Origin of the sequence: Marinobacter halophilus, from assembly GCF_003007685.1 — a bacterium.
Lineage (GTDB): Bacteria > Pseudomonadota > Gammaproteobacteria > Pseudomonadales > Oleiphilaceae > Marinobacter > Marinobacter halophilus.
Genome location: NZ_PXNN01000011.1, coordinates 88568 through 100872, shown reverse-complemented (window position 1 = coordinate 100872; position 12305 = coordinate 88568). Strand labels below are relative to the sequence as shown.

The 12305-nt window shown below is 56.9% G+C and carries 12 protein-coding genes; 8 read left to right on the top strand and 4 right to left on the bottom strand.

All coding sequences use genetic code 11. The features are described from left to right. Positions 1-606, top strand: coding sequence for a nitrous oxide reductase accessory protein NosL (locus C7H08_RS06855; RefSeq protein ID WP_106671007.1), 606 nt, complete (start codon positions 1-3; stop codon positions 604-606). 247 nt (positions 607-853) lie between these two features. On the opposite strand, the gene moaA is transcribed toward C7H08_RS06855, so the two are convergent. Next, positions 854-1846, bottom strand: a complete 993-nt coding sequence (gene moaA / locus C7H08_RS06850; protein ID WP_106671006.1) for a GTP 3',8-cyclase MoaA — start codon at positions 1844-1846, stop codon at positions 854-856. 273 nt (positions 1847-2119) lie between these two features. Here moaA and C7H08_RS06845 point away from each other — a divergent pair, with 273 nt between their 5' ends. The 3 genes from C7H08_RS06845 to C7H08_RS06835 are packed head-to-tail and all read left to right on the top strand — an operon-like array spanning position 2120 to position 3225. Then, entirely contained in the window at positions 2120-2344 is a 225-nt protein-coding gene (locus C7H08_RS06845) for a hypothetical protein (protein WP_106671005.1), read from the top strand. Between the two features lie 23 nt (positions 2345-2367). Next, positions 2368-2760 (top strand): YbaN family protein, encoded by a 393-nt coding sequence (locus C7H08_RS06840; RefSeq protein ID WP_106671004.1) that lies wholly within the window; start codon positions 2368-2370, stop codon positions 2758-2760. 27 nt (positions 2761-2787) lie between these two features. Further along, positions 2788-3225, top strand: coding sequence for an RrF2 family transcriptional regulator (locus C7H08_RS06835; protein ID WP_106671003.1), 438 nt, complete (start codon positions 2788-2790; stop codon positions 3223-3225). Here the strand turns inward: C7H08_RS06835 and C7H08_RS06830 are convergent. Further along, entirely contained in the window at positions 3213-4304 is a 1092-nt protein-coding gene (locus C7H08_RS06830; protein WP_106671002.1) for a fatty acid desaturase family protein, read from the bottom strand. The genes C7H08_RS06835 and C7H08_RS06830 overlap by 13 nt on opposite strands. Before the next feature lie 45 nt (positions 4305-4349). After that, the gene (locus tag C7H08_RS06825; protein WP_106671001.1) at positions 4350-5456 is read right to left on the bottom strand and encodes a ferredoxin reductase; all 1107 of its coding nucleotides are present in this window, start codon (positions 5454-5456) and stop codon (positions 4350-4352) included. 195 nt (positions 5457-5651) lie between these two features. Between C7H08_RS06825 and C7H08_RS06820 the strand changes: the two genes are divergently transcribed. Then, positions 5652-6281 carry a TetR family transcriptional regulator gene (locus C7H08_RS06820; protein WP_106671000.1) on the top strand — a complete coding sequence of 210 codons (630 nt, stop codon included), beginning with the start codon at positions 5652-5654 and terminating at the stop codon, positions 6279-6281. Positions 6282-6289: 8 nt separating this feature from the next. On the opposite strand, the gene C7H08_RS06815 is transcribed toward C7H08_RS06820, so the two are convergent. Beyond that, positions 6290-7735 (bottom strand): WS/DGAT/MGAT family O-acyltransferase, encoded by a 1446-nt coding sequence (locus C7H08_RS06815; protein WP_106670999.1) that lies wholly within the window; start codon positions 7733-7735, stop codon positions 6290-6292. 225 nt (positions 7736-7960) lie between these two features. Here C7H08_RS06815 and C7H08_RS06810 point away from each other — a divergent pair, with 225 nt between their 5' ends. The 3 genes from C7H08_RS06810 (at position 7961) to C7H08_RS06800 (ending at position 12238) form a co-directional block, all read left to right on the top strand. Next, on the top strand, positions 7961-8857 hold the full coding sequence (locus C7H08_RS06810) for a bile acid:sodium symporter family protein (protein ID WP_106670998.1): 897 nt from the start codon (positions 7961-7963) through the stop codon (positions 8855-8857). A gap of 96 nt (positions 8858-8953) precedes the next feature. Beyond that, complete coding sequence (locus C7H08_RS06805; RefSeq protein WP_106670997.1) at positions 8954-10093, top strand: putative solute-binding protein; 1140 nt, start codon at positions 8954-8956, stop codon at positions 10091-10093. Positions 10094-10096: 3 nt separating this feature from the next. Beyond that, positions 10097-12238, top strand: coding sequence for a TRAP transporter large permease subunit (locus tag C7H08_RS06800; protein ID WP_106670996.1), 2142 nt, complete (start codon positions 10097-10099; stop codon positions 12236-12238). Positions 12239-12305: the final 67 nt, after the last annotated feature.

Sequence of the window (12305 nt, the reverse complement as noted above, 5' to 3'; positions counted from 1 at the left end):
ATGGCACACCCAATCACCAAATGGTTCATCGCCGGCCTGGCAGCCATCACCCTCGCCGGCTGCTCCGGCGATGACCCGCAAACCCTGGCCAAACCCGATCCGGTCCACTTCGAATCCGGCGACGAATGCCACGTCTGCGGCATGGTCATAACCAATTTCCCAGGGCCCAAAGGCCAGGCCTTCACCGAACGGGAGCAGAACATCCGCAAATTCTGCTCAACCAAAGACATGTTCGCCTGGTTCCTGCAGCCTGAAAACGAAAACCGCGACCACACCCTCTACGTTCACAACATGGCCCAAACCCACTGGGAACACCTGGAAGACACCCACCTGATCGACGCCCGTAAAGCCTGGTACGTCGTCGGCTCCAACCGCACAGGCGCCATGGGCCCGACCCTGGCGTCTTTCGAAACCAAGACGGAAGCTGTCGACTTCGCCGCGGAGCACGGTGGTGAAGTACTGGCGTTTTCCGACATCACCATGGGCCACCTGAACGCAGGCATAGCGATGCATGGTATGGATGGTATGGATGGCATGGGTAGTCACCAAGACATGAATGCTGACCATTCAATGGCAGAGGATCGCAACGTGCGCTCAGGCCACTGAAGTCGCCTCATGTGATCATTTGGGGGTTAGTGGATTGGCAAGGACAGCCAATCGAAAGTCGGTGTTTTAAAGACTACCATTCAGAAGTCTGAAAGAGCTGGTGAGGGGCCCCCTTCCAAAACTGTGCGGAGCCATGGATGGCGGAGCCCAAGCGTTACAGGGATGTGCCGAAGGAGCGTGTTTTGGAAGGGGGCCCCTCACCAGATCGCTACCGCGAAATCAGAAGGCTAGGGACAAAAGTACGAAATCAGCCGCCGGTCATATTCATAAACCGAAGAATCTCAACATCCCCATTGGCAGAAAAATGATGCCGCTCAGGCTTCAGATCCATCGCATCGATAATCGTTTGCCGCAGCTTATCGTCCGTCACCGGGTGACCCCGCAGCACACGCATCAAATCCACCGAATGCTCATTGCCCAGACACAGCAACAGCCGCCCCTCTACCGTCACCCGAACCCGGTTACAGGTAGAACAAAAATTATGGGAATGTGGCGAAATAAACCCGACACGAATTGAGCTGTCTGGCATCCGGTAATAACGCGCCGGTCCACCAGAATTCTCCGTAGCCTCAATCAACTCATGATGCTCGCTAATCAGCTCGCGCACCTCATCGCTGGTACACAGCGCCAAGCCGCGATCGTGCTCGGAAATTTCACCCAGCGGCATCTCTTCAATAAACGTGATGTCCACCTGCTTCTTCCGGGCAAACTCGACCAGCTCCGGAATCTCCTCATCGTTACGGCCCTTCATCACCACCGTATTCAGCTTGATACCCCGGAAACCAGCGTCTCGCGCGGCATCAATGCCGTCCAGCACCTGATCCAGATTGCCGGTACGGGTGATGTTGCGGAACTTGTCCCGGTCCAGTGAATCGAGACTGATGTTGAGTCGATGCAGGCCCGCGTGGCGCAGTTTTTCCGCCATCACCGGCAGCTGACTGCCATTGGTGGTCATGGCAAAATCGCGCAGGCCATAACTGCCGATTTCCTGAACCAGCTCAAGAATGTCTTTGCGGACCAGAGGCTCGCCTCCGGTTAACCGGATCTTCTCGGTGCCAAGGCCAACAAAGTTGCGGGCCACCCGGGCGATCTCTTCCAGTGTCAGCACCTGCTGTCGGGGCAGGAAGGTCATGTCCTCCGCCATGCAGTACACACAGCGGAAGTCGCAGCGGTCAGTTACCGACAGGCGCACATAATTGACGGTGCGGCCAAATCGGTCGGTCAGCTTGGCTTGCGGCATTGGCAGGTTTCCCTGTCTGGAGGTGTATGTGTAGAGGATAGACAAAGTATCACAGAAAACCCAACTCAATCCGATACCTCTCGGGGGGTAATCCAGCCCTGGGGAAAATAGACCATTCACGACCTGTCCGCTGAGCGTCAGTCAGAATGGTGGCAGTGTTCACTATGGCTCCCATGATCAGAAACGTTGTCCCCCCCCATCATAGTGTTTGATTTTTATTCAAAGTGGGGATAATCTAAACATGTAAAATATATAAATGTTAAAAGGGGTGTTATGGAATACTTAGAAAGATGGCTGGCCATATCGAACGCGGCGATATGGGTGTCGGTCCTGGGGCTGTTGCTAACGGTTCTGCTGGCCTACCCCTTGGCGAGTGCGTTGGCATTACCGGTACAGATCGCCGCCCACATGGGAACCTTACTGTTTGCCGTTGGGGTGAAGATCGCCTACGTTGCTCGCCTGGCATTTCTCAGCAAGTTGGGCAGACCCGTCCACTGATTCGCGGTAGAATAGATGCAGTTATGAACAGTCCCCAGGCCCGCACCAGAGAAGCACAATCCGGTAAAACCGGTTTTCGAATTCTTGCGTATATGTCAGTAGGCATAGCTGCAGTGGGAGTTGTACTTCCCTTGCTGCCAACCACGCCCTTCGTGTTACTCGCCGCGTATTTTGCCAGCAAAGGCTCACCAGCCTTTGCGGTATGGCTGGAACAACACCCGACGTTCGGCCCAGCCATTGAGCAGTGGCGGCACCGACGGGCGATTCCGGCCAAGGCAAAATTGCTGGCCTGCAGCATGATGGTGATCAGCTGGAGCATGCTTGTATGGCTGGGTTTCCCAGCGTTCGTGTTGACCGTATCGGGGCTGTGTTTGCTGAGCGTTGCAGGGTACCTGCTTACTCGGCCGTCCTGTTGAAGGTTTCATTCATCTTTGGAGTATTGAATGCATATCACCCGTTATACCGACTATTCGCTCAGGGTTCTGATTTATCTGGCTGAACAGGGTGATCGGCTGGCGACGATCCAGGAAATTGCCGATAGTTACGAAATTTCCAAAAACCACTTGATGAAAGTGGTGCACCAGCTCAACAAGAAAGGCTATATCGAGACGGTTCGGGGCAAGAAAGGTGGCATGCGGCTGCACATGGCGCCGAATGAAATCAATATTGGTGTGCTGGTTCGGGAAACCGAGCAGGATCTTAGTATTGTTGAATGTTTTTCCACAAAAAACGCCTGCAAGATTGCGCCGGTGTGCGGCCTGAAAGGCATGTTCGGCCAGGCACTGAAGGCATTTCTGGATACACTCGATAAATACACGTTGGCCGATGTGATCCAGGATCATCACCGGCCGCAGTTGGTGCGCTTGCTTCAAATCGCCTGAAGCTCGCGCTTGCCTTCCAGGCGAGTTCTCAGCGAATCTGGCAGAGAGTAGCGGGCGATGCGGCTTAACACTGTGCCGTATTGCTTCGCAAACGTGCCGGTGTTGTAGGGAATGTCGTGCTTCTTGCACACGGCCTGTACCTTTTCCGAGATTTCCGGATAGCGGTGTGCCGGTAGGTCCGGGAATACGTGATGCTCAACCTGATAGCTCAGGTGGCCGCTCAGCACGTGCAACCATTTACCGCCGGTAAAGTTGGATGAGCCCGTCAACTGGCGCAAGTACCAATGGCCTTTGCTCTCGCCTTCGCATTCTTCTTCGCTGAACGTTTCCGCATCCTGGGTGAAGTGCCCACAGAAAATCACGGTCGACGCCCACAGGTTACGGATCAGGTTAGCGCCCACGTTACCTGCCAAGACAATTGGCGCTACTGGCAATGTCAGTAATGGAAAAAACACGTAATCTTTGAACGCCTGACGCCCACCCTTGCGAGCAAAGTCTTTCAGGAAGGGGATCTTGTCGCGCAGACGGATTTCACGGCGAGTCAGTTTCTCTGTTTCCAGCTCGTGCAAGCCCACGCCCCACTGGAACAAGGTGCTGAGCAGAACATAGTTAATGAACTGCAGCGAATGCCGGGGCTTCCAGCGTTCTTCGTCGCTCAGGCGTAGCACCGCATAGCCGTAATCCCGGTCTTTACCAATGATGTTGGTGTAGGTGTGGTGTTCGTAGTTGTGGGTGCGGCGCCAGGAGTCGCTGGAGCAAGCAGTATCCCACTCGTAAGTCTGAGAGTTGAGGCTGGGGTCGTTCATCCAGTCGTACTGGCCATGCATTACATTGTGGCCAATCTCCATGTTCTCCAGAATCTTGGCAATGCCCAGACTGGCAGTGGCGGCTACAAAAACCGGGGGAATAAAGCCAAAGGGCATCATCACCCGGCCACCAATTTCCAGCGTGCGGTGCAGGCGAATTATTTTGCGGATGTAGTTGGCATCACGTTCACCCAGGTCGGCCAACACTTCATCACGGATGGCGTCCAGATCTTTCTGCAGTTCGTTCAGCTGATCATCGTTAAGTTTTTTCATGGATTGCTCCTTGCGACCCGTTTGGTCGCAGCATTGAATTTTGGTTTATACGTCCAGTACGACAGCGCCCTGAGGAACTGAAACACACAGTTGCACGGTCTCTTCACCGGGCCCGGATACTTTGCCGGTAAGGCGGTTAACCACGGTGCCACTGGTTTTGCGGCAGCTGCACTGATGACAGATGCCCATGCGGCAGCCGTGCTGTGGCTTGAGGCCGGCGGCCTCGGCTATTTCAAGCAGGCAGGCATCGCCCTCGGAACCGACGTTCAGGTCACTGCGGGTAAAGGTGACTTCGCCGCCCAGCTGGCCGCGGTCCAGTTGCGCCTGGGCCGGAGGCGCAAAGAAAGTGCTGTGAATCTGCGATTCTTTAACACCGCGCTTGTCGAGCAGATCGTTGGCCAGGTCCATCAGCCCCTTCGGGCCACAGAGGTACACTTGTCGGGCTTTCAGTCCGGCAACCGACTCCAGATCGCTATCTTTCAGGTAGCGGGGCGCCTGATCTTCATCGGTCGCAATAATGTAGAGCGTCAGCGCAGGCCAGCGCTCAGCCAGAGCGGTCAGCGCTTCCCTGGCAATCACGTCATTCTGCGTCCGTACGAAGTAGAGCAGGGTAACCGGCGCCCGATAGTCCTCGGCCGCCATGGTTTCGAGCTGGCTCAGAATCGGCGTAATGCCACTGCCGCCGGCGATATAGAGCAACGGCTTGGCTGGCTCCGGGATCAGGAAGTCGCCGAACGCCTCGGTCAACCCGATGACATCGCCTTCTTCCAGGGAGTCGTGCAGCCAGTTGGTGATCAGGCCGCCGGGCAGACGTTTGATGGTTAACGTGATCTGCCCCTGACTTTCCCAGAGCAGCGGTGAGCTGGACAGACTGAACGTGCGGGTGCGACGAATGCCGTTCACATCAGTACAGATGTTCACATGCTGTCCCGCCTTAAAACCTGCCCAGCGTTTTGCCGGTGTCAGTACGAAGGTTTTGGTGTCCAGGGTTTCCGCAACAATCCGCTCAACCCGAGCCGGTGTGTACTCTTGTACCCACATCGGGTTGATGGTTTCAGCCAGTGGGTCTAACCAGGCGGCCGGGTTGTCCCGGTTCAGTAACTGCCGGCCCAGCCAGTGAAGTGCTTTGGTATTTGAAATGCGTGCCAGCATAGTCTTTTCTCCGAAATTGTTGATACTTGTCTACTCTGATGTGTACAAGTGTTCACTAATGTGTACGACTGTACACAGCAACGATGAAATCAACAATCTTTGTTTTGGTGTTGGCACAAAATGACAAGCTGGCAGGACTTTTCTTCTGTCTAATGTGTACACTTGTGAACCTGATAGAGTGGTACGGGCAGACGGATGACAGACAAACAAAGGCGCAAACCTGGTGAAACCCGCGATAAGCTGATGGCTGCGGCTCTGGCACTGGTTGGAAAGGGGCGGCATTTTGCCAGCCTGGGGATTCGGGAAGTGACGCGACAGGCTGGCGTGGTGCCCACCTCGTTCTACCGCCATTTTCGCAGCGTGGACGATCTTGGCTTGCAGCTGGTGGATGAACTCGGGCTGGTTCTGCGTCGAATGATGCGGGAGGCGCGGGCCAACGTGCTGCAGGCGGATAAGCTGATTGAAGAGTCGGTCGGCATTTTTGTGGCCCACGCCCAGGCCAACCGCAGTTTCTTCCGATTCATGGCCCAGGGGCTGGCGGGCGAGAGCCGCGCGGTGCAGGAAGAGATTCGCAGCGAAATGCGCTTCTTTGCCAGCGAACTGGCCAACGATTTGCGTCGGCTCCGGTTGATGGAACACCTCAGCGATGCCGATCTGGATCTGACCTGCGATCTGGTGGTGCGCACCGTGGCCTTCAGCCTGACCGATCTGCTCAGTATTTCAGAAGACGACGACTATCAGATCGCTCAGGTGCGCAAACGCACTACGCGTTTTCTGCAGTTGGTGTTTGTCGGCGCTGCCAACTGGAACAGCGGCAGCGCCTGACGACGCCGTTATTTAGTCGTCGCAGTTGTCGCCTTTTTCGTCCTGGTTTTGCGGGGTTTAGGAGCAAGAATCAGTTGCTCCAGTTCATCCAGCGCCTCCCCGGTGTACACCGCCAGTTTCTGCATGCTGGGCAGGGTATCCCTGCAGCCGGTATAGCCAAAGTTCAGGGAACCGTTGTAACTCAGGCAGGTGATGTTCAGCGCTCCGCCGTGTGCAATCAGCGACACCGGATAGGTAGCTTCCAGCCTGGCGCCTTCATAATAGAGTGTTCTCTCCGGCCCCGGCACGTTGGAGATGGTTACGTTGAACACCGGGCGCATGCGCCCGCCCAGGCCCGACATCAACTGCAGAATGTAAGGCGACATCAGCAACATGGTGTACTGGGTAAGGGCGCTGCGGGGCAGTTTTGACAGGTGCTCTTTGGCGCGCCGGGTCGAAGCCTTGATCTGTTGCAGGCGGTTCAGTGGGTCCGCTTCATTGGTTGCCAATGAGGCAATCATAAAACTGATCTGGGTGCCGGTGCCCTGATCATCGGCCGGACGGATGTTCACAGGAATGCCAGCGGTCAGCGGAATGTCGGGCACGCTGTTCTGTTCCTCCAAAAACCGCCGCAGAGCAGTGCCGCACAGGTATAGAACAATGTCGTTCAGTGACCCCCCGGAGGCATGGGCCAGAGTTTTCAGCCGGTCCAGCCGGTAATGCTGAGTGGCAAAGCGTCGCTGCCCGGTTACCCGATGATTGAGGATGGACACTGGACCCGTGAACGGCGCCGTCAGGCCATCTTCCGGATGCCTGACCGAGTGCAGCAGGCGGTTACCGGCCTGCCAGAGGCGCGGCGCCATATCCGCCTGGAGCTTCAAGGCGTCCATGGCTTGGGATACGGCCGCCGGAAGGCTGGCTTCTTTATCGGCTTTGTGGCCCCGCCGACGCTCTGGTCGAACCGTCCAGGGCGGTAACATGTTTCTGCGATCCGGGTCTGTGGTCAGCACCCGCTGCATCAGCCGCACGCCACTGATGCCATCAATCATCGAATGATGCATCTTGGTGTACAGTGCAAACCGGTTGTTTTCGAGCCCTTCAATAACATGGCATTCCCAGAGCGGGCGTGCAAAATCCAGAGGATTTGAGTGCAGGCGCGACACCAGGATGCCCAGCTCCCGTTCGCCACCCGGGCGGGGCAGGGCGGAGTGCCTGACGTGGTAATCGAGATCGATGTCCTTATCGAGTTTCCAGGCTGGTGCGATCAGGCGCCCGAGGAAGCCGGACCAGGCCAGCTTGTAGCCCCAGGGAGCGGCGACATCGCCTGCTTCTTTCATGCGGAGAACCATGTCCCGCAGAAAGGTTTCTGGTGCGCCATCCGGCAACGAAAAAATCTGCAGCGTGCCTACATGCATCGGGGTGTCTTCAGATTCTACCGCGAGCCATGATGCGTCCAGTGTTGAGAGACGTTTCATTCCTTGTTGTTCTCCGCCAGTCAGTCGTATTGTGATTGTTACTTGCAAGTATACTGATTAGCGCCGGAACAGACGATCAAAACACGACTATTCTCGACTAAGGGAGGGTGCTATTTTTCAATCTTTCACCGTTACACAATGTAGCGATCCTGCGCTGCAGATCTCTCTGGTAGTGTGCTAATTTCTGCTGATAACTAACGAATAACAAAGAATTTCGGAGGCATTGTGGAATCCAGCCCGCTGATTTCGGCAGGTTTGCCGGTGGCGCTTTTTATCATCATGATCGGTATCGGGATGACCCTGACCGTCCGCGACTTTCGCCAGGTAGCGGTCTATCCCCGCGGGATTGTAGTTGGCACTGTTGCCCAGATCTTCCTCATGCCGCTGGCAGCCTTCGCGCTGGCCTATCTGTTTTCGGTATCTCCGACGATCGCCGTCGGGCTGGTGATTATCGCGGCCTGCCCTGGCGGTACCACGTCCAATCTTTTCGTGTTGCTGGCGCGGGGCAATATTGCGTTGTCGATTGTGCTGACGGTGACGGCCAGCCTGATTACCATTCTGACCTTGCCGTTGTTAACCAACCTGGCGCTTCAGCATTTCATGGGCACCGAAGAAAATATTTCCCTGCCCGTCGGAAAAACCATCGGCATGCTGGTTGGTATCGTGTTGTTTCCGGTAACTATCGGTATGTTGGTGCGTACCCGCAAGCCGGAGTTGGCACGCAAGGCAGAGAGCGTGGTGAGCATCTTTGGTGGCGTGGTGCTGGCGGTTCTGATTGTGGCTCTGGTCTTTGGTGTGCGGGATCAGATCTGGGATCTGCTCAAGCAGGCCGGGCCCTCAACTATTATGCTGAATGTGGTAGGTATTGCTCTAGGACTTCTGGCGGGGAGGATGGCAGGATTGACTCAGCGCGAATCGCTGGCGGTGGCGGTCGAACTTGGGGTCAAGAACGGCACCATTGGACTGATGGTGACGCTGACGTTGCTGGAATCCAGCGCCATGTCGATACCGGCGGCTGTGTATGGGGTGCTGATGTTCCCGATCGGGTTCTTGCTGGCGATGTATGGCCGCAGCATCATTCCCAAATCCAACATGCAGGCCGCCTCCCGGTCAGTCGATTGACAGATCTGCCAGCCCCTCGCTGCCACCAGAGACAGAGGGGGATGAAGGCATCACTGTTACCCTGAGCCCACAGATTTTCAGCTCAGGATAACAATAATGATGCCTCTTGCCCTTCGAACGCCCCCTTCCTGCCACTGGATCACCCGGTGCCTTTTACTGGCGACCACCTTCGCGATGTCCTGCCTCCCGGTTGTGACCTGGGCCAACGAAGACTTGCGGGCGAAGGTTTATGACCAGAGCCTTCCCCTGGAACAGCGTATCAACGCCATGCAGGAATTGACCGGCCTGCAGCCCGATCCAGACCGGAGCTACCGGGTCTGTGTCTGGGATATCTTTGGGCGCTCCGGCCCGATTTATGGCGCAGCCCAGGATCAGCGGCACAGAATTCTTCAGTACGGTATCAACGTAGAGATGGTGCCATACACCAGCGAATCGGTGATGGTAGAAGAGCTCAAATCCGGTACCTGCGACGCCGCCCTGATGAGTGGGCTGCGTGCGCGATTGTTCAATCAATACACCGGCACCCTGGATTCGATTGGCGGCTTCCCGGATCACGAGCAAATGCGGTTGGGCTTGCAGCTGATGGCCGATCCCCGCAGTGCGGATCGCATGGTGAGCAACGGCTATGTGGTGATGGGTATTGCTCCGGCAGGCGCCGCCCACGTGTTTGTGAACGACCGCAGTATCGATACCCTGGCAAAGGCATCTGGTAAGCGAGTGGTGGTGCTGGATTACGATCCTACCCAGGCGGAGATGATTTCTGGTGTGGGCGCTACCCCGGTGGTTGCTGACATTGTTAATGCCCCCAATATGTTCAATACCGGGGTGGTCGACGTACTGGCAGCGCCGCTGGCAGCCTATGAGGTAATGGAACTGCACAAAGGGATGGAGCCGGACGGTGGCATTATCGACCTGCCGTTGACCCATATCACCATGCAGCTGATTGGCCGCGCCGAAGTCATCCCCAACGAACTGGCGCAGCTTGTGCGAGAGGCGTTTTTCCAGGGTTCCGATGAAATCATCAGCCGTGTCCGGATGGAAGAGGAAAAGGTGCCGGACAAGTGGTGGATCAGAATTCCCGCTGAAGACCGCCGGGAATACGATGCGATGATGCAGGCAGCGCGGCTGGAGTTGCGCGAGCAAGGCTACTACAGCGGGGACATGTTGACCCTGCAGCGCAAGATCCGGTGCCGCGCTGACGGTAGCCGTGAGGAATGCAGTAATCCGGTGGAGTAAGCCATGACCACCGATTCCCGGACTGCTCCCGTAACGGCCAGTCGCACCTGGTCAATGACCCTGGCCAGTGTGCCGATGCTGGCCATTCTTGTGCTGACGTTGTTGGCCTCGGTAGGCGAAACCCTGCACTCACGGATACTGGAAATCGGCGGGGAAACCTGGCCCGACTACTTCAACTTGCGGGTGATCGACCGGATCAGTGCGCCGGGTTGCCAGGTCGTGGTCGACGAAGAGGCGGCGGTAGACCTCGCTGTTGCGGTCAAAAAAGCCGAAAAATCTGCCGACCCATTTGCCGATGTGTTCGGCGACCAGATCGACCGTGAACAGATCCGCGCCTCGGTGTTGGCCGCATCCCGCACCTGCGCGAATCGCCTGGCTAATTGGGAGCGCTTACAGTCGCTCAATGGTCCAGGGGTTCAGGCTTTCGTTCTGATAGAGACAGGGCTGTCTCAGGCCGTACTGCTGGTAACCGGAAACCGTCGGGTGTTGCTGGGGCTGATGCTGCTGTTCTGTGCAGCGGCCGCAACCCTGGGGCGCCAGCACATTGCCCTTCGGCCGGTAGAAAGCCGCCTGGATGACCGGGTCGCCACGGTTTCGCAACTGGTGGCCAATGCACTGCTGACCGCCTCTACCTGGCTTTATCGGCAACAGGAGCTGGCTCAGGCAGAGGCCGGCATGCCTCTGGCTCATCTGTTCATGCACGATATCTGGGTGGCGGGTTTTGGTTCGCTCACCCTGATTTCCCTCTGGCAGCTGCGCCAGCGGAGGGATGACCTGCCTGTGGGCAGAAGCTGGCCCCGGGCCATGCTGAGCGTGCCTCTCTACAGCTTCATGTGTATTACTGCCTCCATCCAGTTTGCGTTTCACGGCTTCTACCACGGTATTGCCGTCTACCTCACCATGATGGCGGAGTTATCGGCATTGTTCCTCAACCTTGGGCTCTACGTGTGGGTGGGTATGTTGCTGGCGCGCACCCATCTTCCCAGGAAGGTATTCGATGTTCTGCGACCCTGGCGGTTGCCTCCGAAATGGCTCGGGGTGGCGGTGCTTCTGCTCACCGCCTTGCCTACTGCGTATAGCGGCGCGTCCGGGATCTTTATTCTGGCGGCCGGTCTCACGCTTTACCGGGAACTTCGGCGCGCGGGTACATCGGAGCAACTGGCACTGGCGACCACGGCGATCTCCGGCTCCATGGGGACCATGTTGCGCCCCTGTTTGCTGGTGGTCATTGTTGCCACCCTCAATAACAGTGTGACCACCGACGAAATGTTCAGCGCCGGCGCCAGGGTATTGTTGTTGACCGCGTCGGTGTACGCGATTTATGTGTTCCTGATCGGCGGGCCGTCGAAAGGAAAAATTGCGCCTTTGCGGGTGGCGGTGCCCGGCATGCTGCGTGCGTTGGTGCCGCTTCTGCCTTATGTGGCCATTTTCGTGGGCGTGATCCTGCTGTGGAACCTACTGCTGAATCGGGGGCTGGATGAGTTCTCTGCACCAGCCATTCTGCCGTTGATTCTGCTGCTGGTGCTGGCGTTCGAGCGTTGGGTGCTCAGGTCACCGGACCCTGACGCTGATGATTTGCCAGAGGATGCCCGTGCTCCGCTGGCAAGCGGCTTTTCACTCGCTGTGCTGCGCGCTACCCGTGATTCCAGTGCCCTGATCGGTGCCCTGCTGATGTTGATGGCGCTGTCCGTCAGTGTCGGCGGCCTGATCGAACGTTCGGGCCTGCTTGAGTTGTTCCCGGAGCAACTGGGGTCGGTATGGCTGACACTCACGCTGCTGATGGGCTTGTTGGTGTTTATTGGCATGATCATGGACCCCTATGGCGCGGTACTGTTGGTAAACGCCACGCTGGCACCCATCGCCCTGAACAATGGAATCGATCCGCTTCACTTCTGGGTGATGACCGTGCTGGCATTTGAAATGGGGTATCTGACTCCGCCGGTGGCGCTCAACCATTTGCTGACCAGGCAGGTGGTGGGTGTGCCCACATCGCCGGAGAGCCTGAATGGCACCTTCTGGCAACGCAATTTCCGTTTCATTCTCCCAGTGCTGGTCATGGGCACTACGCTGATGATGGTGACTTACCTGCCAGCCTTTGGGAGCACAATATTCCAACTATTGTTGGGTATTCAGTCTCCGGCTTAGTCGTTATGCTCAGGTCTGCGCGGATGTGATCGGCTTCGTGGCTGGTGCGTATCATGCAACTGATGGC